This is a genomic window from Microbacterium oxydans (genome assembly GCF_900095745.1).
Classification (GTDB): domain Bacteria; phylum Actinomycetota; class Actinomycetes; order Actinomycetales; family Microbacteriaceae; genus Microbacterium; species Microbacterium oxydans_B.
Window position 1 is genome coordinate 19,409 of sequence record NZ_FMIR01000008.1, and the last position, 22,768, is coordinate 42,176.

Annotated in this window: 22 protein-coding genes and 1 tRNA gene; 16 read left to right on the forward strand and 7 right to left on the reverse strand. The window is 69.1% G+C overall.

All coding sequences use genetic code 11. From position 1 onward, the window contains the following. Positions 1–44: 44 nt before the first annotated feature. The 9 genes from BQ2383_RS02310 to BQ2383_RS02350 all read left to right on the forward strand — a co-directional run bounded on the left by BQ2383_RS02310 (position 45) and on the right by BQ2383_RS02350 (position 10,775). The gene (locus tag BQ2383_RS02310) at positions 45–2,327 is read left to right on the forward strand and encodes a DNA polymerase III subunit gamma and tau (RefSeq protein WP_091028785.1); all 2,283 of its coding nucleotides are present in this window, start codon (positions 45–47) and stop codon (positions 2,325–2,327) included. Continuing rightward, a complete protein-coding gene (recR, locus tag BQ2383_RS02315; protein ID WP_091028788.1) occupies positions 2,327–2,920 on the forward strand; it encodes a recombination mediator RecR in 594 nt (197 codons plus the stop codon). The genes BQ2383_RS02310 and recR overlap by 1 nt, the downstream gene beginning before the upstream one ends. Then, a complete protein-coding gene (locus BQ2383_RS02320; RefSeq protein WP_091028791.1) occupies positions 2,917–3,834 on the forward strand; it encodes a DMT family transporter in 918 nt (305 codons plus the stop codon). Before recR ends, BQ2383_RS02320 begins: the two co-directional genes overlap by 4 nt. A 94-nt stretch (positions 3,835–3,928) precedes the next feature. Further along, positions 3,929–5,209 (forward strand): aspartate kinase, encoded by a 1,281-nt coding sequence (locus tag BQ2383_RS02325; protein ID WP_091029204.1) that lies wholly within the window; start codon positions 3,929–3,931, stop codon positions 5,207–5,209. A 180-nt stretch (positions 5,210–5,389) separates the two neighbouring features. Continuing rightward, the gene (locus BQ2383_RS02330) at positions 5,390–6,457 is read left to right on the forward strand and encodes an aspartate-semialdehyde dehydrogenase (RefSeq protein ID WP_091028795.1); all 1,068 of its coding nucleotides are present in this window, start codon (positions 5,390–5,392) and stop codon (positions 6,455–6,457) included. Positions 6,458–6,539: 82 nt separating this feature from the next. Beyond that, positions 6,540–8,012 carry a malate:quinone oxidoreductase gene (locus BQ2383_RS02335; RefSeq protein WP_091028798.1) on the forward strand — a complete coding sequence of 491 codons (1,473 nt, stop codon included), beginning with the start codon at positions 6,540–6,542 and terminating at the stop codon, positions 8,010–8,012. 9 nt (positions 8,013–8,021) lie between these two features. Further along, on the forward strand, positions 8,022–8,675 hold the full coding sequence (locus tag BQ2383_RS02340; protein ID WP_091028802.1) for a thymidine kinase: 654 nt from the start codon (positions 8,022–8,024) through the stop codon (positions 8,673–8,675). A gap of 107 nt (positions 8,676–8,782) precedes the next feature. Then, positions 8,783–9,505, forward strand: a complete 723-nt coding sequence (locus tag BQ2383_RS02345) for a FadR/GntR family transcriptional regulator (protein WP_091028805.1) — start codon at positions 8,783–8,785, stop codon at positions 9,503–9,505. Positions 9,506–9,515: 10 nt separating this feature from the next. After that, positions 9,516–10,775 carry an alpha-hydroxy acid oxidase gene (locus BQ2383_RS02350; protein WP_091028809.1) on the forward strand — a complete coding sequence of 420 codons (1,260 nt, stop codon included), beginning with the start codon at positions 9,516–9,518 and terminating at the stop codon, positions 10,773–10,775. 30 nt (positions 10,776–10,805) lie between these two features. Here BQ2383_RS02350 and BQ2383_RS02355 read toward each other — a convergent pair whose 3' ends face one another. The 6 genes from BQ2383_RS02355 to BQ2383_RS02380 form a co-directional block, all read right to left on the reverse strand. Beyond that, positions 10,806–11,648: a DUF1295 domain-containing protein gene (locus BQ2383_RS02355; protein ID WP_091028814.1), complete on the reverse strand. Its 843-nt coding sequence runs from the start codon at positions 11,646–11,648 to the stop codon at positions 10,806–10,808. Positions 11,649–11,700: 52 nt separating this feature from the next. Beyond that, a complete protein-coding gene (locus BQ2383_RS02360) occupies positions 11,701–12,456 on the reverse strand; it encodes an HAD-IIB family hydrolase (protein WP_029261046.1) in 756 nt (251 codons plus the stop codon). Then, a complete protein-coding gene (locus BQ2383_RS02365; RefSeq protein ID WP_091028818.1) occupies positions 12,453–12,929 on the reverse strand; it encodes a VanZ family protein in 477 nt (158 codons plus the stop codon). The genes BQ2383_RS02360 and BQ2383_RS02365 overlap by 4 nt, the downstream gene beginning before the upstream one ends. A 74-nt stretch (positions 12,930–13,003) precedes the next feature. Further along, positions 13,004–13,080: transfer RNA gene (locus BQ2383_RS02370), tRNA-Pro, on the reverse strand. A gap of 56 nt (positions 13,081–13,136) precedes the next feature. Beyond that, positions 13,137–14,078, reverse strand: a complete 942-nt coding sequence (locus tag BQ2383_RS02375; protein WP_091028822.1) for a metallophosphoesterase — start codon at positions 14,076–14,078, stop codon at positions 13,137–13,139. Then, positions 14,069–16,630 (reverse strand): penicillin-binding protein, encoded by a 2,562-nt coding sequence (locus BQ2383_RS02380; protein WP_091028826.1) that lies wholly within the window; start codon positions 16,628–16,630, stop codon positions 14,069–14,071. The genes BQ2383_RS02375 and BQ2383_RS02380 overlap by 10 nt, the downstream gene beginning before the upstream one ends. 88 nt (positions 16,631–16,718) lie before the next feature. Between BQ2383_RS02380 and BQ2383_RS02385 the strand changes: the two genes are divergently transcribed. Together BQ2383_RS02385 and BQ2383_RS02390 are read left to right on the forward strand one after the other, a co-directional pair. Continuing rightward, positions 16,719–16,943 carry a hypothetical protein gene (locus BQ2383_RS02385; RefSeq protein WP_029261050.1) on the forward strand — a complete coding sequence of 75 codons (225 nt, stop codon included), beginning with the start codon at positions 16,719–16,721 and terminating at the stop codon, positions 16,941–16,943. Next, the gene (locus tag BQ2383_RS02390) at positions 16,940–17,398 is read left to right on the forward strand and encodes a RidA family protein (RefSeq protein ID WP_091028829.1); all 459 of its coding nucleotides are present in this window, start codon (positions 16,940–16,942) and stop codon (positions 17,396–17,398) included. Before BQ2383_RS02385 ends, BQ2383_RS02390 begins: the two co-directional genes overlap by 4 nt. Positions 17,399–17,481: 83 nt before the next feature. On the opposite strand, the gene acs is transcribed toward BQ2383_RS02390, so the two are convergent. Next, positions 17,482–19,449, reverse strand: coding sequence for an acetate--CoA ligase (acs, locus tag BQ2383_RS02395; RefSeq protein ID WP_091028833.1), 1,968 nt, complete (start codon positions 19,447–19,449; stop codon positions 17,482–17,484). Between the two features lie 399 nt (positions 19,450–19,848). On the opposite strand from acs, the gene BQ2383_RS02400 reads away from it, so the two are divergent. The 5 genes from BQ2383_RS02400 to BQ2383_RS02420 all read left to right on the forward strand — a co-directional run bounded on the left by BQ2383_RS02400 (position 19,849) and on the right by BQ2383_RS02420 (position 22,709). Then, on the forward strand, positions 19,849–20,856 hold the full coding sequence (locus BQ2383_RS02400; RefSeq protein ID WP_091029208.1) for a TadA family conjugal transfer-associated ATPase: 1,008 nt from the start codon (positions 19,849–19,851) through the stop codon (positions 20,854–20,856). Then, complete coding sequence (locus BQ2383_RS02405; protein WP_208617604.1) at positions 20,850–21,752, forward strand: type II secretion system F family protein; 903 nt, start codon at positions 20,850–20,852, stop codon at positions 21,750–21,752. The genes BQ2383_RS02400 and BQ2383_RS02405 overlap by 7 nt, the downstream gene beginning before the upstream one ends. 68 nt (positions 21,753–21,820) lie before the next feature. Beyond that, positions 21,821–22,018, forward strand: coding sequence for a DUF4244 domain-containing protein (locus BQ2383_RS02410; RefSeq protein ID WP_091028836.1), 198 nt, complete (start codon positions 21,821–21,823; stop codon positions 22,016–22,018). Continuing rightward, complete coding sequence (locus BQ2383_RS02415; RefSeq protein WP_091028839.1) at positions 22,018–22,383, forward strand: TadE family type IV pilus minor pilin; 366 nt, start codon at positions 22,018–22,020, stop codon at positions 22,381–22,383. The genes BQ2383_RS02410 and BQ2383_RS02415 overlap by 1 nt, the downstream gene beginning before the upstream one ends. Next, entirely contained in the window at positions 22,383–22,709 is a 327-nt protein-coding gene (locus tag BQ2383_RS02420; RefSeq protein WP_091028842.1) for a helicase, read from the forward strand. Before BQ2383_RS02415 ends, BQ2383_RS02420 begins: the two co-directional genes overlap by 1 nt. Positions 22,710–22,768: the final 59 nt, after the last annotated feature.

Here is a 22,768-nt window from a genome sequence, read left to right on the forward strand (position 1 = left end):
TCGCCGACCAGCCGAAGGTCGGTGGCACGCCGTAGGCTGTTGAGGTGACCACAGCCCTCTACCGCCGCTACCGACCCGAGACGTTCGGCGAGATGATCGGGCAGTCCCAGGTGACCGATCCGCTCATGACGGCGCTGCGCGGCGATCGGGTCGGCCACGCGTACCTGTTCTCCGGCCCTCGCGGCTGCGGCAAGACCACCTCGGCGCGCATCCTGGCACGCTGCCTGAACTGCGCCGAAGGTCCGACCGACGTGCCCTGCGGTGTCTGCCCGAGCTGCGTCGAGCTGTCGCGCGCCGGCGGCGGATCGCTCGACGTCGTCGAGATCGACGCGGCCAGCCACAACGGCGTCGACGACGCTCGCGACCTGCGCGAGCGGGCGACGTTCGCGCCCAGCCGCGACCGGTACAAGATCTTCATCCTCGACGAGGCGCACATGGTCACCCCGCAGGGGTTCAACGCGCTGCTCAAGCTCGTCGAAGAGCCGCCGGAGCACGTCAAGTTCATCTTCGCGACGACCGAGCCCGAGAAGGTCCTCGGCACGATCCGCTCCCGCACGCACCACTACCCGTTCCGTCTCGTGCCGCCCGCGGCCATGCTCGAGTACGTCGAGAAGCTCTGCGCCGAAGAGGGCGTGATCGTCGAGCAGGGCGTGCTCCCGCTCGTCGTGCGCGCCGGCGGCGGTTCCCCGCGAGACACGCTCTCGCTGCTCGACCAGCTCATCGCCGGATCCGACGCACCCGCCGGCTCCGAGACCGTGACGGTCGGCTACGCGCGTGCCGTCTCTCTGCTCGGGTACACGCACGGTGCCCTCCTCGACGAGATCGTCGACGCGCTCGCCGCCGGCGATGCCGCTGCCGCGTTCCCCGCGATCGACCGCGTCGTGCAGACCGGTCAAGACCCGCGGCGCTTCGTCGACGACCTGCTCGAACGACTGCGCGACCTGATCGTCATCGCGGCCGTCGGTGCCGGCGCTTCGGCCGTCCTGCGCGGGATCGCCGAAGACGACCTGCAGCGCATGCGCGGCCAGGCCGAGACCTTCGGCGCCGCGCGTCTCTCGCGTACCGCCGACGTGGTGAGCGCGGCCCTTGACGACATGTCGGGGGCGACGTCGCCACGCCTGCATCTCGAGCTCATGGTGGCGCGGGTCCTCGCCAGTGCGGCGGATGCTGCCGCTGCGGCGCCGGCGGCTCCCGCTGCCGAGCGCGCCCCGGCGCCCACGCGGCCCGCTGCGGCCTCGGCGCCTGTTTCGGCGCCTGCCGCCTCGGCGCCCGCGGTCCCGACGCCCACTCCTGCTTCGCAGGCGTCGGACACGCCGCCTGCGGATTCGGAGGTTGCTGCCGCAGCGCCAGCAGCGCCTGCGCCTGCGCCGGAAGGGCCGAGTTCAGCCGATTCCGCAACGCCCGCTCCGGAGGCGAACGAGCCGGCCGCCGCCGAACCCGCCGCTCCTCGAGGACCGGTCACGTTCGACAGCATCCGCGCGTCCTGGCCCGCCGTCCTCACCCGGCTCGAGGGCATCAGTCGCACGTCCTGGCTGCTGGCCACGGCCGTGCAGCCGCTCGCCTACGTCACCGACACCGAGGTGCTGACGCTGGGCTTCACGAGCCAGCACGACGTCGCGAAGTTCAAGGGCACGACTCCGGGTTCGGGTCCGTCCGATCACCTGCGATCCGCGATCGAGCACGAGCTCGGGGTGCGGGTGAAGTACCTTCCCGCGCCGATGCCCGCCGGCGGTGCTCCGCGCCAGTCTGCGGCATCCGGTCCCTCGGCGCCCGCCGACTCTGCTCCCGCATCGGAGCCTGCGTCAGCGGGGTCTTCCCGCTCGCAGGTCCGTGGCGCGTCGGCATCCGCGGTGACCGAATGGGCGGTCGCACCGATCCCCACCGCGCACGAAGAGCCGGCGAGCGCCCCGCCCGTCCCGTCTTCGCCGCTCCCCGTCGACGAAGAGCCCGAAGAGGTCGAGGCCGCGGCATCCGCCCCTGTCCCGCCGTCCGACGGTGCGGTCGATCGCGATGAGCCTCCGCTTCCGGGCTACGACGAGGCTCCTGCCTTCGATGATGAGCCGCCCTACGATCCTTCGTACGAGCCGCCGGTCTCGCAGCAGTCTGCGCCACGGCAGGCGCCCCCTCAGCAGGCCGCCCCTCAGCAGCCTGCCCCGCTGCAGGCCGCCTCTCCGCAGCAGCGCGCGGCAGCAGCCCCACCGGTCGTCATCGAGCGCGCCCCCTCGGTCGGGGGAGTGCAGCGCTACGGTGAGGCCGTGATCCGCCAGGTGCTCGGCGCGACGTTCCTGCGCGAAGAGCCCTACGAGCCCCCGACGAGGTTCAACTGATGTATGACGGCATCGTTCAGGAGCTGATCGACGAGTTCGGTCGCCTGCCCGGCATCGGCCCGAAGTCCGCCCAGCGGATCACTTTCCACATCCTGCAGACACCGACGTTCGACGTCGCGCGTCTCGCCGAACTCCTCGGCGAGATCCGCACCCGAGTGCGGTTCTGCGAGATCTGCGGCAACGTCGCCGAGCAGGAGCGGTGCGCCATCTGCCGCGACCCGCGCCGCAGCCAGACACTGATCTGCGTGGTCGAAGACGCCAAAGACGTCGCGGCCATCGAGCGCACGCGCGAGTTCCGCGGCCTCTACCATGTGCTCGGCGGGGCGATCAGCCCCATCGCCGGCGTCGGGCCCGACGACCTCCGCATCACGCAGCTCATGACGCGTCTCGCCGACGGCACGGTGCAGGAGGTCATCCTCGCCACCAACCCCAACCTCGAGGGGGAGGCGACAGCGAGCTACCTGAGTCGGCTGCTCACGACGATGCAGATCACGGTGTCCCGGCTCGCCTCCGGGCTCCCGGTCGGCGGCGACCTCGAATACGCCGACGAGGTCACCCTCGGTCGCGCCTTCGAGGGCCGGCGTATCCTGTGACCCCGAACGCGGGTTTCTCGCGTCGCGGCTGGCTCCTCTTCGGGGCCATGGCTCTGCTGTGGGGTGTGCCGTACCTGTTCATCAGCGTCGCGGTCGAGTCGTTCTCCCCGCCCGCGATCGTCGCCGGGCGCACTCTCATCGCCGCACTGCTGCTCCTGCCGTTCGCCCTCCGCAGCGGAGCGCTCCGGGCGGCACTGAAGCACTGGCCGTGGGTGCTGGCGTTCGGAGCGGTCGAGATGGCCGGCCCCTTCCTGCTGCTCGGGCACGCCGAGATGACGCTGCCCTCCGGCATGACCGGCCTGCTGGTGGCGACCGTTCCGCTCTTCGCCGCGCTGATCGCGCTCGGCGGAGGCGACCGTGGGGTGCTGCGACCTGCGCGCGGCATCGGGCTGCTGGTCGGCTTCCTCGGCGTCGCGGTCGTGGTCGCCGGTCCCGGTCTCTTCGGCGGCGAGGTCAGTCTGCTGGCGGCCGGCGAGGTCCTGCTGGTGGCGGTGCTCTACGCGATCGCCCCGTTCATCGTGGCGCGCAAGCTCAACGATGTGCCGTCCTTGGGCACCATCACCCTGTCGCTGCTGATGATCGGCATCTTCTACCTTCCGATCGGTCTGCTCACGCAGCACGAGGTTCCCACACTGCCCTCGATCGCCGCGCTCCTCGCGCTGGCCGTGATCTGCACGGCGGTGGCGTTCCTCGCGTTCTTCGCCCTCATCCGCGAGGTGGGACCGGTGCGCGCCCCGCTGTTCACCTACGTGAATCCGGTGGTCGCGATCATCCTCGGGGCGATCGTCCTCGCCGAGCCGCTGACGCCCGGGCTGCTGCTCGGATTCCCGCTGATCATCATCGGCTGCTGGTTCGCCGCCACCGGTGGCCGTCTGCGTCCGGTCTCTCCGCAGGCGCTCCCTCCCGCCCTCTGACCCCCGCGCGCCCCGTGACACATGCGCAACGTGGCATACGCGCCGATCGTAGAATGAGCGTGGGCGGATCCGCCCGACATCCCAGGGAGTGATCGTGGCCCTCATCGTGCAGAAGTACGGCGGCTCGTCCGTCGCCGACGCAGAGAGCATCAAGCGCGTCGCCAAGCGCATCGTCGACACCCGTCGTGCCGGACACGACGTGGTCGTGGCGGTCAGCGCCATGGGCGACACCACCGACGAGCTGCTCGAGCTCGCCAACGAGGTCGCCCCCATCCCCGCACCGCGCGAACTCGACATGCTCCTCTCCAGCGGAGAGCGCATCTCGATGGCGCTGCTGGCGATGGCGATCCACTCGATGGGCTTCGAGGCGCGCTCCTTCACGGGCAGCCAGGCCGGCATGATCACTGACTCGCAGCACGGCGCCGCTCGTATCGTCGATGTCACGCCCGTGCGTCTGCGCGAAGCGCTCGACGAGGGCGCGATCGTCATCGTCGCCGGCTTCCAAGGGTTCAACCGCGACACCCGTGACATCACCACGCTCGGTCGCGGCGGCTCGGACACCACGGCCGTCGCCCTCGCCGCTGCTCTCGACGCCGATGTATGCGAGATCTACAGCGACGTGGACGGCATCTTCACCGCCGATCCGCGCGTGATCCCGAAGGCGCAGAAGCTCGATCATGTCTCGAGCGAAGAGATGCTCGAGCTCGCCGCCAACGGTGCCAAGGTGCTCTACATCCGCGCCGTCGAGTACGCACGCCGTCACGGCGTCCTCATTCACGCTCGGTCGACCTTCTCGTCGGCCGAGGGCACGTACGTTCTGGGCGAGGGCATGAAGAACCCTCGCGAAGCCGAGGGAGCAGTCATGGAAGAACCGATCGTCGCCGGGGTCGCCACCGACTTCAGCCAGGCCAAGATCACGGTCGCGGGCGTGCCCGACGTCCCGGGCAAGGCCGCCGAGATCTTCAAGATCGTCGCCAAGTCCGGCGCGAACGTCGACATGATCGTGCAGAACGTGTCGGCCACGGGGCGCACCGACATCTCCTTCACGGTTCCCAAGGCGGATGCGGCGGCAGCGCTCAAGGCGCTGGCGGGGGATCAGGCCGAGGTCGGCTTCCAGAACCTCATCCATGACGACCAGATCGGCAAGCTCTCGGTCGTGGGTGCGGGCATGCGCACGCACTCCGGCGTCTCCGCGACCCTGTTCGAGGCGCTCTCGGCCGGCGGCATCAACATCGAGATGATCTCGACGTCCGAGATCCGCATCTCGGTGGTCCTGCGCGACACCGACCTGACCGAGGCCGCGCGCACCGTGCACACGGCCTACGGGCTCGACGGGGACGCCGACGCCACTGTCCACGCGGGCACCGGACGCTGATCTCTGCCATCCGCCTTCGCTTTCCTGCCGACTGCGCGGGCGGGTGGAGCGCAGCATCCGCATCGCCCCGGACCGCGGTAGACTCACCGAAACCCTGACACCGGCGCCAGGCGCAGCATCCGCATCCCGACGCCGCGCCCGAAGCCTCGTACGCCGCACCGCACGACGCCAAGGAACATCATGACCCGCATCTCCGAATCAGGACTCTCCATCGCCATCGTCGGCGCCACCGGCCAGGTGGGCACCGTGATGCGCGAGATTCTCGCCGAGCGGTCGTTCCCGATCCGTGACCTGCGCCTGTTCTCCTCCGCACGTTCCGCCGGCACCGCGATCGAATTCGGTGGCGCGACCGTCATCGTCGAAGACGTCGAGACGGCGGATGCCGCGGGCATCGACATCGCCCTGTTCTCGGCCGGGGCCACGGCGAGCCGTGCCTACGCTCCGCGTTTCGCCGCTGCCGGTGCCGTGGTCGTCGACAACTCCAGCGCCTGGCGCATGGACCCCGAGGTTCCGCTCGTCGTCAGCGAAGTGAACCCGCACGCGATCGACGAACGCCCCAAGGGCATCATCGCGAACCCGAACTGCACCACGATGGCCGCGATGCCGGTGCTGAAGGCGCTGGACGCCGAGGCGGGCCTCGAGCGTCTGATCGTGTCGACCTACCAGGCGGTCTCCGGCTCCGGTCTCGCCGGTGCGCAGGAGCTGCTCGGCCAGGTCGAGGGCGTGCTCGCTCAGGGCGACACCCTGCGCCTGGTGCACGACGGCTCGGCGGTCGACTTCCCCGAGCCCGAGAAGTACGTCGCACCGATCGCGTTCGACGTGATCCCGTTCGCCGGCAACCTCGTCGACGACGGCGACAACGAGACCGACGAAGAGAAGAAGCTCCGCAACGAGAGCCGCAAGATCCTCGAACTCCCCGGCCTCCGTGTGGCGGGCACCTGCGTGCGCGTCCCGGTCTTCACCGGTCACTCGCTGTCGATCAACGTCGAGTTCGCCCGCGACATCACGCCCGAGCGTGCCCGCGAGGTCCTGAGCGCGGCTCCCGGCGTCGTACTCGACGAGGTTCCGACCCCGCTGCAGGCGGCGGGCAAGGACCCGAGCTTCGTCGGACGCATCCGTGCCGACCAGTCGGCAGCTGAGGGCAAGGGGCTCGTCCTCTTCATCAGCAACGACAACCTGCGAAAGGGCGCCGCGCTGAACGCCGTGCAGATCGCCGAGGTCCTCGCGGAGCGCCTGGTCATAGCCTGACGGTATCCCCGCCATGTGGAACCGGTCTGGCAAGGTCGGTCGCATGGTCTGCGACGGCGTGCCCGCGAACTAGACTGGTTCGGTGACAGAAAACGTCGATGTCGTCCTGATCGGCGGTGGCATCATGAGCGCCACCCTGGGTACTCTCCTGCATGAGCTGCAGCCGGAGTGGAAGATCGTCGCCTTCGAGCGACTCTCCGATGTGGCTCAGGAGAGCTCGAACCCATGGAACAACGCCGGCACGGGGCACGCCGCCCTGTGCGAGCTGAACTACATGCCGCAGCAGGGCGACGCTCCGCTCGACCCCGCCAAGGCCGTGTCGATCAACGAGCAGTTCCAGCAGAGCCGGCAGTTCTGGTCGTCGCTGGTCGAGAAGGGCGTGCTCGACGCGCCGTCGACCTTCATCAACGCGACTCCGCACATGACCTTCGTCCGCGGCGAGAAGGATGTCGCGTACCTCAAGGCCCGCTACGAGGTGCTCAAGGAGCAGCCGCTGTTCGCCGGCATCGAGTACAGCGAAGACTCCCGTGTCATCAACCAGTGGGCGCCGCTGCTCATGCAGCAGCGCCGCAAGGGTGAGCCGTTCGCCGCGACGCGCGTGCCGGCCGGCACCGACGTCGACTTCGGAGCCCTGACACACCAGCTCTTCGACCACCTGACCGAATCGGGTGTCACGCTGCGCACGAACCACGAGGTGCGCAGCCTCAAGAAGCAGAAGGACGGCGGCTGGCTGGTCAAGTACCGCACGACCATCGGTCGTACCCCGAACGAGGTCAAGGCACGCTTCGTGTTCGTCGGTGCGGGTGGCTGGGCGCTCAAGCTGCTGCAGAATTCCGGCATCCCCGAGATCAAGGGCTACGGCGTCTTCCCGATCGGCGGCCAGTTCCTCAAGACCACGAACCCGAAGGTCGTCGCCCAGCACAAGGCGAAGGTCTACTCGCAGGCATCCGTCGGCGCTCCGCCGATGTCAGTTCCGCACCTCGACACCCGCGTCGTCGGCGGCGAGTCGTCGCTCATGTTCGGACCCTTCGCGACGTTCAGCCCGAAGTTCCTCAAGAACGGATCGATGCTCGACATCGTCTCGCAGGTGCGTCCGCACAACCTGCTGCCGATGCTGCAGGTCGCCGTGAAGAACCCCGATCTGATCACGTACCTGGTCGGCGAGCTGCTGAAGAACCACGCCAAGAAGGTCGACAGCCTGCGCACCTTCATGCCGACCGCCAAGGACGAGGACTGGACCCTCATCGACGCCGGTCAGCGCGCTCAGGTGATGAAGAAAGACCCGAAGAAGGGCGGCATCCTGCAGTTCGGCACGGAGGTCGTCTCGTCGGCAGACGGCTCGATCGCCGGGCTCCTCGGTGCCTCTCCGGGAGCTTCGACAGCGGTTCCGATCATGCTCCAGCTGCTCAAGGCGTGCTTCCCGGACGAGTATCCGCACTGGGAGCCCGAACTTCGCGCCCTGATCCCCACCTTCGGCGAGAAGCTGAACACGGATGCGGCGCTCGCGGAGAAGTACACCGAGGCGACCGCCGCCACCCTCGGCATCAACGTCTGAGTCCGGACCGTGGCGAAGCTCTACTTCCGCTACGGCGCGATGAACTCGGGCAAGTCGACCTCGCTGCTCCAGGCTGCCTACAACTATGAGGAGCGCGGCCAGCATGTGCTGCTCGCGAAGCCGGCGATCGACACCAAGGGTGCATCCGAGATCGAGAGTCGGCTCGGCGTCACCCGTCAGGTCGACTTCCTGATCGGCCCCGACGACGACGCGCGAGTGCTCTTCGCCGAGCATCGCGCGCGGATGCAGCATTCGTCGGACGACGAGTTGCTCCCCGCGGGGCCGACCGACGTCGCGTGCCTCCTCATCGACGAGGCGCAGTTCCTCACACCGGCGCAGGTCGACGATCTCTTCCGCATCGCGGTGGAGGACGGTATCCCGGTCATGGCATACGGCATCCGCAACGACTTCCTCACGCATGCGTTTCCCGGTTCCGCGCGACTGCTCGCGATCGCGCACTCGCTGGAGGAGCTCAAGACGATCTGTCGGTGCGGGCGGAAGGCCGTGTTCAACGGCCGTGTCGTCGGCGGGCGCTTCGTGTTCGACGGTGACCAGGTCGCGATCGACGAGGGCGCTATCGGGTCGGCCTCGCCGGAGCTGACGACGTACGAGTCCCTGTGCGGCACCTGCTACCTCGAGGAGTCCGGCGGCCGCCTGGGCTGATCCCCGCGTGTCCCCACCCCGCAGTGCGCGCAGCGGGGTGATCGAGCGCGCCTGTTTGCGTGGTCAGACCACACGCGCTAATCTGTGGTCAGACCACAGGAGGATCGATGGGCGACCAACCGGCGCGCGCCTGGCAGCTCGTGCTCGAGCACATCGAGCGCGACCTGCTCGACGGTCGACTCGGCCCCGGCGATCGTCTGCCGTCGGAGCGCGATCTCGCGACCGAGCTGGGCGTCGGCAGGTCCAGTGTGCGCGAGGCGTTCCGCGTCCTCGAGGTGATGGGACTCATCCGCACCGCGACCGGTTCCGGCCCCCAGTCCGGTGCCATCGTCATCGCCACCCCGACCGGCGGCATGTCGGCGCTGCTGCGGCTGCAGGTGGCGGCTCAGGGGTTCCCGCTGGATGATGTCGTTCGCACCCGCCTCGTCCTCGAAGATGCGGTCGTCACGGCGATGGCCGCATCCCCCGATCGCGACACCGTGCGCGCTCACGAGCTGCTCGACGCGATGGATGCCGTCGGCCTCTCCGCCGGGGAGTTCCTCGCTCTCGATGCCCAGTTGCACCTCTCGCTCGCGGAAGCCAGCGGGAACACGGTCATCGCCGCGATGATGGCGGGCCTGCGTTCCTCGATCGAGTCGTACGTGCAGGCAGGTGTCGCCGCGATCCCGGACTGGGACTCGATGGCGACCAGGCTCCGCGCCGAGCACCACGCACTCGTCGCCGCGATCGATGCCGCAGATGTCGAGGCCGCTCGAACGCTCGTCCGCACGCACATCACCGGTTACTACACGTCCGCGGGGCTCACCCGCGACATCCACCCTCAGAACTGAGAGGCACATCATGGTGCAGCGCCAGCTCCCGAATCCCGTCGAACTCCTCGACCTCATGAAGTTCAAGAAGCCCGAGCTCGACGGCCGCAAGCGTCGCCTCGATGCCGCGCTGACCATCGACGATCTGCGTCTGATCGCCAAGCGGCGCACGCCCAAGGCTGCGTTCGACTACACCGACGGTGCGGCCGAGGGCGAGCTCTCGCTCACCCGAGCACGCCAGGCTTTCCAAGACGTCGAGTTCCACCCCGGCATCCTGCGTCCGGCACCCGATGTCGACACGAGCACCGAGATCCTCGGAGGCCCGTCGGCCCTGCCGTTCGGCATCGCGCCCACCGGGTTCACGCGTCTGATGCAGACCGAAGGGGAGGTCGCCGGAGCCGGTGCCGCGGCCGCCGCCGGCATCCCGTTCACGCTTTCCACACTCGGCACGACGTCGATCGAGGGCGTGAAGGCCGCGAATCCGCACGGCCGCAACTGGTTCCAGCTGTACGTGATGCGCGATCGCGAGATCTCCTACGAGCTCACCCGCCGCGCGGCCGCCGCCGGCTTCGACACGCTGCAGTTCACGGTCGACACCCCCGTCGCCGGTGCTCGTCTGCGCGACAAGCGCAACGGCTTCAGCATCCCTCCGCAGCTGACGCTCGGCACGATCATCAACGCGATCCCGCGTCCGTGGTGGTGGTTCGACTTCCTCACCACCCCCAAGCTCGAGTTCGCGTCGCTGAGCACCACCGGCGGCACGGTCGGCGAGCTGCTGGATGCGGCGATGGATCCGACGATCAGCTACGACGACCTCGCCGTCATCCGTGACATCTGGCCCGGCAAGATCGTGATCAAGGGCGTGCAGAACGTCGAGGACTCCGTGCGACTGCGGGATGCGGGTGTCGACGGCATCGTCCTGTCGAACCACGGTGGGCGCCAGCTCGACCGTGCGCCCATCCCGTTCCACCTGCTGCCCGAGGTCCGGCGGGCTGTCGGCGACGACTTCACCGTCATGATCGACACCGGCATCATGAACGGCGCCGACATCGTCGCGGCGGTCGCGCTCGGAGCCGACTTCACGCTCATCGGTCGCGCGTACCTCTACGGGCTCATGGCCGGTGGACGCCAGGGTGTCGACCGCACGATCGCCATCCTGCGCAGCGAGATCGAGCGCACGATGCGGTTGCTGGGGGTCTCGTCGCTGGCCGAGCTCGAGCCGGGCCACGTCACCCAGCTCACCCGTCTGGTGCCGGTCGCCCGCGCGAACGCCGAGGCGCGCACGCGCTGATCGCGTCCATCCCGCGGTGGCTCTGCCGTCTCAGGACTGCGGAGCCACCGCGCGAGCGCGCGGCGGCCAGGGAATGAGCATCGAGGTCGCGCGCCGGTACTCGGAGTAGGCCGGGTACTTGGATGCGGTGATCGACTCCGTGAAGATGGTCGACCCGATGAACAGCACGGTCAGCAAGGCGGGGCCGATGATGGTCGGGTTGAGCGCGCCGCCGGCGAAGCCCGCACCGCCGGCGACCGCCGCCGTCGCTCCGATGGCATAGAAGGCCCACCACTGCGCCTGCTCGAAGAAGAAGTTCGGGTGGCGGCTGAAGCGGAACAGCCCCGTCGTCAGGAATCCCGGGGCGAGCGTGCCGCCTGCCTGCTTCTTGCGCTGGTGGAAACGCCACTGCTGCTGGTCGGCCACGGTCTCGCCGATGAGGAACACGAGGAACGCGGCGACGAACAGTGCATCCCACCCGGTGAGTGCTGCGGGATGCTCTGCCGCGACCAGGGCGGGCAGCGTGATGAGCACGAGCAGCGTCATCTGGTAGCCGATGATGAACAGCACGTTGAAGACCTGGAACTGCCACGGGCGCATGCGTCCGCGCAGGATCGCCCACCGGTAGTCCTCCATGCCCGTGTAGCCGCCCTTGCGCGCGAAGTTGAAGGTCAAGCGTGCGCCCCAGGCGGTCGCCAGCACCCCCATGAGCACGATACGCGCGGAGCCGTCGCCGTTCGCGAAGGCGCCGGCCACGAAGATCCACACGTAGACGACGGGAACGATCGACCATGCCCGATCGACCCACGAGGTGTCGCGTGTGATCAGGGAGAGGATCCAGCACACGGCGCTGGCGGCCGCGGCGGTGATGATGACGATCAGCAGGGCATCCATGACGCCATGTTAGGACCAGGGCGCGACAGAGCGTCGCAGGACGCCTCCGAGGTCAGAGCGTCAGCAGGAGACCGTCGAGCTTCTCCGCCGTGTCTTCCCAGCCGTCGACGGCCACGGAGGGCACGCCGATGGCGAGGACCGGGTAGTCGTTCCCGCCCTCGTCGAGGCGGTCGCCGTAGAACAGCATCTCGGTGAGAGGGATGCCGGTGTGCTCGGCGAGCTGCCGCATCCCGAAGGCCTTGTCGATGCCGGCCTGCGTGATGTCGATGGACGTCGATCCGCCGGAGCGCACCTCGAGTCCGGGAAGGCGAGCGGCGACGGCGGCGCGCAGAGCCGCACGCTTGGTGCCCGCGGGATCCCAGTCGTGCTTCGCCTCGCGCGGTGCGCGCTGCCCCAATGCGGAGAACGTGATCTGAGAGCCACGGTCCTCGAGGATCTCTCCCCAGGGCTCGGCCTCCCACAGTCCCAGGCGTTCGGCCTCTTCGCGCAGCGCTGTCAACGCGGCCTGCTTGTCCTCGTCGCTGAGGTCGTGCGCGTACACGGGGGCGAAATCGGAGCCGTCGTACCGGAGGTAGCGGGTGCCGCAGGTCGGCAGCAGGTGCAGGCGGGCGAGGTCGGCGGCATCCGCATCGCCGAGGCGTGCGAGCACTTGACTGCGGAACTGCGCCTCGTTGCCGCCGGAGATGATGGCGACGTCGACGGAGCGCAGCAGGCTGCGCAGCAGCGCCGCGATTCGCGGGTCGATCAGGCCCTTGGAAGGGGCGAGCGTGTCATCGAGATCGAAGGCGACGAGTGTGGGCGCGGTCATGATGTCTCCAGCCTAGAAGGTGGCCGCTGGGAGGGTCGTGAAGCGAGCAGCAGGGTGCAGAGGACGGCGAACACGACGCCGACGAACGCGCCGGTCGAGTTGGCCACGATGTCGGTGACGGTGGCGGCGCGATGGGGGAGGGCCACACGCTGCGCGGTCTCGATCCCGAGCGACAGGAGCGGCCCGACCAGCAGAGCGAGAGGCCACACCCGACGGGGGAGCAGGACGAAGGCGAGGATGCCGACGGGCACGAACACCAGGATGTTCGCGATGATCTCGAGCCGGGTGAAGTCGAGGGATTCCCATCCGAGGCGGTGCGCCGTGCCGAGGACCAGGTCGAGCAGGTTGGGCATCGCCCGTTCGATCCGCGACGGTGTCAGGGTCAGAGCGGCAAGGCCCAGGAGGAACGGGATGCCGAGCGCGAGGGCCCACAGGCGGGTGAACCGGCGCGGTGGTGGAAGGAGCGACCCCATGCGTTCCCTTCCCCTTCGTGCACGTGCCCGATACAGAGAAGGCCGCCCCGGTGGGGGCGGCCTTCTCTTGTCACTGGTCGGGGTGACAGGATTTGAACCTGCGACCTCTTCGTCCCGAACGAAGCGCGCTACCAAGCTGCGCCACACCCCGTTTGCAACCCTCCGAGTCTACAGGGAAATGCTCCGTGCGCCGAATCGAGCCGGCGATCAGTCCCGCGCGGTGAGCGTGAGCAGCGTGGCCTCGGGGCGGCAGGCGAAGCGGACCGGCGCGTAGATCGAGTGTCCGCATCCGGCGCTGACGTTGAGCGGCACCGTGCGGCCGTCGTGCGTCCACGTACTCAGTCCCTTGGCCTGCTTGAGGGGGATGTCGCAGTTGGCTACGAGGGCACCGTAACCGGGGAGGCAGACCTGGCCGCCGTGGGTGTGACCGCCGAGGATCGCGTCCGCGCCGAGGCCGATGAATCCGTTGAGCACGCGCTGGTAGGGCGCGTGGGTGACGCCCAGTATCGGTGTACCGCCGTCGCGCGGACCGAGCGCGCCGATGGCGTCCGGCAGCACGTCGAGGCGGTCCCAGTCGCGGTGGGCGTCGTTCACGCCGAAGAGGTCGACCGGAGTGCCGGCGAGGGTGAGCCGCGCCGCGGCGTTGTTGAGGTCGGTCCACCCGAGCTCGTCGGTGAAATACCGATCCATTGCCGCGGTGTCGAGGTGCTCCGGCTCGGGCTGCTTCTTGGACGGACCGAGGAAGTAGCGCAAAGGATTGCGCGGAGACGGCGCGGTCACATCGTTCGACCCGTGCACGAACACTCCAGGGATGCCCGCGAGCGGGTCGAACGCGCGGCGGATGCCTTCCAGGCCGTTCGCGTGCCCGAGGTTGTCGCCCGTGTTCACGACGAGATCCGGCTTCAACTCGGCGAGCGACGCCAGCCAGTCCTGCTTGCGGTGCTGCCAGGGTGCCATGTGCGCGTCCGAGACGTGCAGGATGCGCAAGGGGGCCGAACCGGGCGGGAGCGCGGCTGCCGTCGCCTCGCGAACCGTGAACAGGTAGCGCTCGATGCCGATGCCCCAGACGGCTGCGGCGGCACCGACGGCCCCCACCGCGCCGAGCGCGATGAGGGCCGGGTGCGCGGCACCGCGAGCGTTTACTTGCACGTCACGCTGATGGCGGTGGACTTGCTGGTCGCCGTGCCGGGTGCCGGGTCCGTGGAGGACACCACCGCCGTCGGTGGGGTGCAGGAGTTGTCGAAGTCGAACGACGTGAAGCCCGCAGACTGTAGAGCGGTAGATGCCTGCGCTGGCGACATGCCGACGAGGTTGGCGGGAACCGTCGTGCCCTGGCCGTTGCTGGGCGAGATCGTGATGGTCGACCCGCCCGCCGTCTGCCCGGAGGGATCCTGCGCGACGACGATGTTCGTCGGCTTGTCGCTGTCGACAGCGGCACCGACGGCGACGCCGAAGCCCTTGCTCTTGAGAGTCGACTCTGCCTCCTCCATCGTCATGCCGACGACGTTCGGGACCTCCGCCATCACCCGACGGGTCAGATTGCCGTACTCACGCGGGAAGTCGCCTCCCTCGTACACCTCGTTGGCGGCGGCCTGCGCGGCCTTGGCCAACGGGTAGCGCATCGTGTTGAGCTGGTATCCAGCGGGTGTCCGCTTCTGGTAGATGTCCGACTGGCCCTTCCAACGGCCTGCCCAGACCGCCGTGGTGACCTTGGTGCTGGATTCGATCATCATGGTCGACCAGCGGTCGTGCGTCCCGGTCTTGCCGATCAACGGCGTGCCGTCGTACGGGTTCGCTTCGCGGCCTGTGCCGCCTGCCATCACGCCCTGGAGCGCGTAAGCAGCCGTCGCCGCGACCTCGGGAGAGATCACGCCGTCGGTGCACGAGGCCGCCGGGAGCTCGCGGTCCTTGCCATCGGGGCCGACCACGCGGTCGATCGCGCGCGGGGTGCAGTACTTGCCGCCGCTCGCGACTGTGGCATAGGCGTTCGCCATGGCGATGGGAGAGATGTTCTTCGGGCCGAGCACGTCGTACGGGACGTTCTCTTCGGTGACCTTCTTACCGCTGGCGAGCGTGACACCCATCCGATCGGCGACCTTGTTGATGTCGCAGATGTCGAGCTTCGAGGCCATCGCGAAGTAGCCGCTGTTCAGCGACTGCCGCGTGAAGTCCATGACGCTCCCGGTGGAGCCGCCGCCGCCGCCGAAGTTGCCGATCTCCTTGGTGTTCGTGCTCTGCGGGCTCTCGCAGACGGGGATCTTCAAGTTCGTCTGCACACGACCGTTGAGCACCTCGTTGACGGAGTGCCCCTTCTCGAGCCAGTCGATCAGCGTGAAGAGCTTGTACACCGAGCCGACCTGGAAGCCGCCGGAGTTGCCGTGCTTCTGGTCGCCGGCGAAGACGAGCGAGGTCTTGCCGAGATCATCGGTGGTGGTCTCGTCGAACCGCGTGTTCTGCGTGATCGACAGGATGCGACCGGTGCCGACCTCGATCGAGACGCCCGCAGCGCCGAAGTAGTCGTTGTCGTAGTTGGCCGGAACGATCTCGCTCATCGTCTGTGCCGCCGGGTTCTGAATGCGGTAGTCCAGCGAGGTGTAGATCTTCAGGCCGCCGCGACGGAGCAGGTCGGCGCGCTCCTGAGGAGTCTTACCGAAGGCTTCGTCGTCGAGCACGATCGATCGCACGTACTGGCAGAAGTACGCATTGAGACCGGCCGCCGCACAGCCCTGCGTGGGCTGCGTCAGCGTCGGTGTGATCTCGGAGCCATCCGCCTCGTCGTACTGCGCCTGGGTGATCTTGCCGTCGGCGAGCATGCGGCCCAGCACGTAGTGGCGACGGTCCTTCGTGAGCGAGTAGCCGCTCTCGGCGGTGTTCAGCGCCTCGCCGTCCTGGTTCGTCGTGGTTCCCTGCGGCATGTCGATGCGGTAGGTGTTGGGGTTCTGCACGATGCCGGCCAGCGTCGCTGCCTGCGCGACCGTGAGGTTCGCTGCGCTCGTGCTGAAGTAGTACTTCGATGCGGCCTCGATGCCGTACACGGTGCCGCCGAAGTTCGCGATGTTCAGGTATCCGAGCAGGATGTCGTTCTTCGAGAAGTCCTTCTCGACCTGGATCGCGTAGCGCATCTCCTGCAGCTTGCGTTCGATGCCCTCGTTGCCGCTGGCGTTGGTCGCGTCATCGAAGCACTTGCGGAGGTCGTCGGTGTAGGTCTCGGAGTTCCGGTCGACGTCCTGCTCGCACTCCTGGATCAGCACGTTCTTCACGTACTGCTGGCTGATCGTGGAAGCACCGCGGCTGGAGGTGCCTCGGACGTTGTCGATGAGTGCCTTCACGGTCGCGCCGAGGTTGACACCGCCGTGGCTGTAGAAGCTCTTGTCCTCACTGGAGAGGATGGCGTCGTACAGCGTGGGAGACACCTGCTCGTACGTGACCGGGATGCGGTTCTGCTCGTAGAACGAGGCGAGCGCGACCGGCTTGCCGTCGGGGTCGGTGGCGTAGATCGTCGACTGCTCCATCGGCGTACCCGGGTTGAGATTCTCGGGGAGCTGGTCGAAGAGAGTGAGTGCCTGGCTGCCGGCGAGACCGGTCATGGTGAGGACGGGCGTGACACTGGCAGCGACCAGGAGGCCGGCGACGGCGCTCAAGCCGACGAGCCCGACGAGACCGCCGAGCACGCCTCTCACCGTGCGATTCTTTTGGGGCATACGCTTGATCGTAGGGGAGTTCCCTGAATACCACCTTTGACGAGCCGGCCCGCAATCACGGTGTCGCGCCCCGATCGACAGGAGTGCCATGACCACGTGGGAGTACCTCACCACGCCGCTGCTGATCCACAACACGGCAGCCATCCTCAACAACTGGGGCAAGCAGGGCTGGGAGCTCGTGCAGGTCGTGCAGGGTCCCGAAGGCGGTCTCGTCGCCTACCTGAAGCGTCCGGTGAACGCGGATGCCTCCGCCAACGCCGGCCTCGCCGCCGCGGAGCAGGCCGCCCGTCAGTTCGAGGGAGGCCAGGCATGAGCGTCTCCGCGCGCCTGGCCGAACTCGGCATCGATCTGCCCGCGGTGGCCGCTCCCGTCGCGGCCTACGTCCCGGCGGTCGTGCACAGCGGTCTCGTCTACACCTCGGGCCAGCTCCCGTTCGTCTCCGGTGCGCTCCCCGCCGTCGGCAAGGTCGACGCCGAGGTCTCGGCGGAAGACGCGAAGGCGTACGCGCGCACCTGTGCGCTGAACGCCCTCGCCGCGGCGGCGGATGCCGCGGGCGGCGTCGACCGCATCGGCGGAGTGCTCCGCGTGGGCGGCTTCGTCGCCTCCGCCGCAGACTTCACGGGTCAGCCCGGCGTCATCAACGGTGCTAGCGAGGTACTCGGCGAGATCTTCGGCGAGGCAGGGCGTCACGCTCGTGCGGCCGTGGGCGTCGCGGAGCTTCCCCTCGGCAGCCCCGTCGAGGTCGAGGTCACCTTCATCCTCGCCTGAACGCTGTCCGGCGCATCCGTGCCGTAGACGAAGAACGCGCCTCCCCGGATCGGGAAGGCGCGTTCTTCGTCTGCGGGGGAGTCCTACTTGACCTGCGCCGAGATGATGCTCATCACCGCGGTGTCTGCCAGCGTCGTCGTGTCCCCGACCTCGCGGCCTTCGGCGACGTCGCGCAGCAGGCGCCGCATGATCTTGCCGGAGCGGGTCTTCGGCAGTTCGCCCACGATGTACACGTCGCGCGGGCGGGCGATCGCCCCGATCTGCTCTCCGACCCACAGGCGCAGCAGCTGCGCGAGACCTGCGGGCTCGTGCTCGGCGAGGTAGCTCTCCTTGATGATGACGAAGGCCACGACCGCCTGTCCGGTCGTCTCGTCCGACGCGCCGACCACGGCGGCTTCGGCGGTCGCTTCGTGCGCGACCAGCGACGACTCGATCTCCGCCGTCGAGAGACGGTGCCCCGAGACGTTCATGACGTCGTCGACGCGGCCGAGCAGCCACAGGTCGCCATCCTCGTCGAGGCGGGCCCCGTCGCCCGCGAAGTAGTAGCCCTGGTCCTCGAACTTCTCCCAGTACGTCTCGCGGTAGCGCTCCGGGTCGCCCCAGATGCCGCGCAGCATGCTCGGCCAGGGATCGGTGATCACGAGCAGCCCGCCGTTGCCGTTGCCGACCTCGACGCCCTGCTCATCGACGACATCGATCGAGATACCCGGGAGCGGAACCTGCGCAGATCCGGGCTTGGTCTCGGTCACGCCGGGGAGGGCCGAGACCATGATCGCTCCGGTCTCGGTCTGCCACCACGTGTCGACGATCGGCGTCTTGCCGGCGCCGATGACCTCGCGGTACCACATCCACGCCTCGGGGTTGATGGGCTCACCCACCGAACCGAGCAGGCGCAGCGACGACAGGTCGAACTTCTGCGGCACGCTGCGGCCGATCTTCATGAACGAGCGGATCGCCGTCGGCGCGGTGTAGAAGATCGAGACCTTGTACTTCTCGATGATCTCCCACCAGCGGCCGGGGTGCGGAGCATCCGGCGTGCCTTCGTAGAGCACCTGGGTCGCGCCGTTCGCGAGCGGACCGTAGGTGACGTAGCTGTGTCCGGTGATCCACCCGATGTCGGCCGTGCACCAGAAGACGTCCGTCTCCGGATGCAGGTCGAAGACGTACTTGTGCGAGTAGGCGACCTGGGTGAGGTAGCCGCCGGAGGTGTGCAGGATGCCCTTGGGCTTCCCGGTGGTTCCCGAGGTGTAGAGGATGAACAGCGGGTTCTCCGCGGGGAAGGCCTGGGCCGTGTGCTCGGAGGACGCCGCCGGAACCACGTCGTGCCACCACAGGTCGCGCCCCTCGACCCAGTCCACCTCGTTCTCTCCACGACGGACCACCAGGACGTGTTCGACGGTCTGCTGCTCGCCCTCGCCGCGGTCGGTCAGCGCCTGATCCACGGCGGGCTTCAGGGCGGAGACCCGGCCCTTGCGGTAGCCGCCGTCAGCGGTGATGACGAGCTTCGCTCCGGCGTCGTCGATGCGTGAGCGGAGGCTGTCGGCGCTGAATCCGCCGAACACCACGGAGTGGATCGCACCGACGCGGGCGACGGCGAGCATCGAGGCGATCGCCTCGGGGATCATGGGCAGGTAGATCGCGACGCGGTCGCCCTGCCCGATGCCGAGTCCTTCGAGGACGTTGGCGACCCGCTTGACCTCTGCGGTCAGCTCGGCGTAGGTGATGCGCCGGGAATCCCCGGGCTCACCCTCCCAGTGCAGAGCGACCCGGTCGCCGTTCCCCGCTTCGACGTGACGGTCGAGGCAGTTGTACGCCACGTTCAGCTCGCCGTCGTCGAACCACTTGGCGAATGGCGGGTTCGTCCAGTCGAGAACCTGCGTGAACGGCTTGTGCCAGTGCACCAGCTCGCGGGACTGCTCGCCCCAGAACGCCTCGCGATCGGCCGCGGCGCGTTCGTAGAGTTCGGGCGATGAGATGGTCTGGGCGACGAATTCCTCCGACGGTGCGAACCGCCGGGTCTCGTCGAGAAGGTGGTCGATCTGGCTGCTCATCGGCAGGCGCTCCTTTGCGGCATTCGGGTCGTTCGAGCAGGGCCGTGGGGGTGGACGGCCCGGTCAGGGCGAATCTATCCGCGCGGCCACGCATCGCATACTGCCGAAAGTCGGTAGTCGTACGGGTTTTGTCAGGACGGTTGCCTTGCGTACACTCGACGACAGCCGAAATCTCATTCCGGCCTTGGCGTGCCCGTTTCCCCCAACCGGGTATCGCCGTGGGCGGCATCTCATTCCCCCCGTGAGATGCCGCCCATTCCGTTGGGAGCGCTCCCGGTTTCGGCGGCGGGGCCTGTCCGTCTCCTGCACCGGCCGGCGACCGTGGGGCTTGTGCACAGCGCCTGAGCCTCGGTGGCGTATCCGATCACCCGGGCCGTTCGTGCCGCCTACCTTCGCGGTATGCCCGATTCCTTCGTCATTCAGCCCCGCGGCGCGGCACCTGTCAGCGGTGCGACGGATGCCGCTGGCGAGCCGCTGCGCCTCGACCCCGCCTTCGGTCCGCTCCTCGCGCACGTCGACGACGCTGTGACCGATGTCTTCGTCAACGGCCCGGCGGGTCTGTTCGTCGACCGGGGCAGCGGTGCCGATCCGGTGAGCGGATGGCGGGCATCGGAGCGGGAGGTCCGCGACCTCGCCGTCGCCCTCGTCGGCCTGGGCGGGCGCCATCTCGACGACCAGGCTCCGTGCGTCGACGTCCGTCTCGATTCCGGTATCCGGGTGCATGCCGTCCTCGCTCCGGTCGCGACGACGGGCACCGCGCTCTCCATCCGCATCCCGCGAGTGCGGGCGGCCGACCTCGAGGCGCTTGCCGCGCTCGGATCCTTCGGCGCACGCCAGCAGGCCTGGCTCCTCGGCCTGGTGGCCGAGCGGGCCAACATCCTCATCACCGGTGGCACCGGAACGGGCAAGACGACGCTCCTGTCCGCGCTGCTCTCCGAGGTCCCGGCGACCGAGCGCATCGTCACGATCGAAGATGTCGCAGAGCTCCGTCCGCGCCACCCGCATCACGTCGCACTCGAGGCGCGTCAGGCGAATGTCGAGGGGGCGGGAGGGATCACGCTCGCTCGGTTGGTGCGCGAGTCGCTGCGGATGCGGCCGGACCGTCTGGTGGTGGGCGAATGCCGCGGGGAAGAGGTCCGAGAGCTGCTCACCGCGCTCAACACCGGGCACGACGGCGGCGCCGGCACGATGCACGCCAGCGGGCTCCGCGACGTGCCGGCCCGGCTCGAGGCCCTCGGCGCGCTGGCGGGAATGGACGCGGTCGCCCTCGCGCGGCAGGCGGTGAGCGCGTTCACCGTGGTGCTGCATCTCGACCGCGCGCCCGGGGGCATCCGTCGGATCCGCCAGGCCGGCCGGCTCGTGATGATGGGCGACCGGTTGGACATCGAGGAGGTGACGCCGTGGTGATCCGGCGTCGTCCTGCGCCCCCTGCGAGTGGGGCGGGGGCGAGCGATGCCGCGACCTCGGTGCAGACCCTGGCCGTCCTGCTGCAGGCGGGAGCTGTGCCGGTCGTCGCCTGGCGGCACCTCGCCGACATCGGTGATCCGCATGCGCTGGCCGTGACCGAACGGGTCGAAGGAGGCGTTCCCCTCCTCGACGCCATCGAGGCCGAGGGCGGGGCCTGGGTAGACCTCGCGGCTGCGTGGGAGATCGCCACCACCGTCGGCGCACCGCTTGCGGAGGTGCTCAGGATCATCGCCGAATCTCTGCGCGACGCCGCGTCCGCCGCCGACGACGTGCGCATCGCACTCGCAGAGCCCGCGGGAACGGCGCGTCTGCTGCTGTGGATGCCGCTCGCCGGACTCCTTCTCGGCTTCGCGCTCGGCTTCGACACCATCGGCGTCATCGTCGGCAATCCGCTCGGTGCCGCCTGCGTGGTCGCGGGTCTGCTGCTCGTGCTCGCGGCGCGACTGTGGACGCGGCGGCTGCTTCGTCGCGCCGCGCCTGCGCCGGGCACGCCGGGCATGCGGGCGGAACTCGTGGCCGTCGCACTCTCCGGGGGCGCTTCGATCGACCGCGCACTCCGCCTCGTCGCCGAGAGCTCGGCCGGCGGAGGGACCGAAGAGAGCATCCGGTCCGTGCTGGAGCTGTCCCGTGCAGCCGGCGTGCCCGCTGCGGAGCTCCTTCGAGCCTCCGCAGCGCAGGATCGGCATGCCGCGCGCGTGAACGGCCGCTTGCGCGCGGCGAAGCTCTCGACGCGACTGCTCATCCCCCTCGGCGTGTGCACCCTGCCCGCATTCCTCCTGCTCGGCGTGGCGCCGATGCTGCTCAGCGTCCTGGCCTCGACACCGCTGCCCCTGTGAGCGAGTGCCCAGCGACCTGCGGAGACCGACCAACCGATGCGAAGGCATCACAGAGAAAGAGGTACACCATGATCCAGATCCCCCGACTCGACCGGCGCCGTGCGGCTGCGCTGTTCGGCGATGACACCGGCGCGGCCACGGCCGAATACGCGATCACCACGATGGCTGCCGTGGCGTTCGCAGGGCTCCTGGTCGTCATCATGCGATCCGACGAGGTTCGCGGCATCCTGACGGATCTCGTCCGACGAGCCCTCACCGTGTCGTGATGCGCGTCCGCAGGAGCGGCGCCGGTCGCGCCGGGGTGGGGGAGCGAGGCTCCGTCGCCGCAGAACTCGCTCTCGGGCTGCCCGCCGTGGTGCTGGCGCTCCTGCTCGGTGCCGGCGCGCTCGGCGCAGCGTCACGTCAGGTGGCGCTGCAGGACGCCTCGGCAGATGCGGCCCGTCTCCTCGGCCGCGGCGAGGGGGCGGACGCCGCGCAGCGCGTGGTGGGCGGGGCCGTCCCCGGCGCAGGGATCTCGTCTTCGCACTCGGGTGACCTCGTGTGCGTCACGGCAACGTTCGAGGCCTCGATCGGCTCGCTGGTGCGGCTGCCCCTGCGGGCGTCGAGCTGCGCGCTCGACGGAGGCCGCTGATGGCGGGCACGGCGGTTGCGGCGGGGGTCCTGGTGGTCGCGGCCGCGCTGTCGCTCGGGCTCGCCGCGGTCGGCGGAGCGTCGGTGACGGCACAGCGCGCGGCCGGTGCCGCTGATGCCGCGGCACTCGCCGCAGCCGATGCTGCGAGCGGGGCCGTGCCGACCGCAGCGGAGCCGTGCGCGCTCGCCGGGCGGGTCGCTGAGGCGGCGGGCGCGGTGCTCACGGGCTGCGCTCTCGACGGCTTCGTGGCGACCGTGGAGGTGCAGGCGGCGTACGCTGGACTCGCAGCCGTCTCCCGAGCCCGTGCCGGGCCACCCGAGGGATAGTGACGGCAGCGCGACCTCGCTCACTGTGAACGACCCCAACACAGTGGTGTGTATGGTGT

Excerpts from the sequence above, each read along its gene's own strand:
- BQ2383_RS02365 (WP_091028818.1), bottom strand. The coding sequence starts at position 12,929 with ATGGGGTCGCTCCTTCCACCACCGCGCCGGTTCACCCGCCTGTGGGCC.
- BQ2383_RS02415 (WP_091028839.1), top strand. The coding sequence starts at position 22,018 with ATGCGCGTCCGCAGGAGCGGCGCCGGTCGCGCCGGGGTGGGGGAGCGA.
- acs (WP_091028833.1), bottom strand. The coding sequence starts at position 19,449 with ATGAGCAGCCAGATCGACCACCTTCTCGACGAGACCCGGCGGTTCGCA.
- BQ2383_RS02380 (WP_091028826.1), bottom strand. The coding sequence starts at position 16,630 with ATGCCCCAAAAGAATCGCACGGTGAGAGGCGTGCTCGGCGGTCTCGTC.
- BQ2383_RS02360 (WP_029261046.1), bottom strand. The coding sequence starts at position 12,456 with ATGACCGCGCCCACACTCGTCGCCTTCGATCTCGATGACACGCTCGCC.
- BQ2383_RS02350 (WP_091028809.1), top strand. The coding sequence starts at position 9,516 with ATGGTGCAGCGCCAGCTCCCGAATCCCGTCGAACTCCTCGACCTCATG.
- BQ2383_RS02410 (WP_091028836.1), top strand. The coding sequence starts at position 21,821 with ATGATCCAGATCCCCCGACTCGACCGGCGCCGTGCGGCTGCGCTGTTC.
- BQ2383_RS02355 (WP_091028814.1), bottom strand. The coding sequence starts at position 11,648 with ATGGATGCCCTGCTGATCGTCATCATCACCGCCGCGGCCGCCAGCGCC.
- BQ2383_RS02345 (WP_091028805.1), top strand. The coding sequence starts at position 8,783 with ATGGGCGACCAACCGGCGCGCGCCTGGCAGCTCGTGCTCGAGCACATC.
- recR (WP_091028788.1), top strand. The coding sequence starts at position 2,327 with ATGTATGACGGCATCGTTCAGGAGCTGATCGACGAGTTCGGTCGCCTG.
- BQ2383_RS02385 (WP_029261050.1), top strand. The coding sequence starts at position 16,719 with ATGACCACGTGGGAGTACCTCACCACGCCGCTGCTGATCCACAACACG.
- BQ2383_RS02420 (WP_091028842.1), top strand. The coding sequence starts at position 22,383 with ATGGCGGGCACGGCGGTTGCGGCGGGGGTCCTGGTGGTCGCGGCCGCG.
- BQ2383_RS02400 (WP_091029208.1), top strand. The coding sequence starts at position 19,849 with ATGCCCGATTCCTTCGTCATTCAGCCCCGCGGCGCGGCACCTGTCAGC.
- BQ2383_RS02330 (WP_091028795.1), top strand. The coding sequence starts at position 5,390 with ATGACCCGCATCTCCGAATCAGGACTCTCCATCGCCATCGTCGGCGCC.
- BQ2383_RS02390 (WP_091028829.1), top strand. The coding sequence starts at position 16,940 with ATGAGCGTCTCCGCGCGCCTGGCCGAACTCGGCATCGATCTGCCCGCG.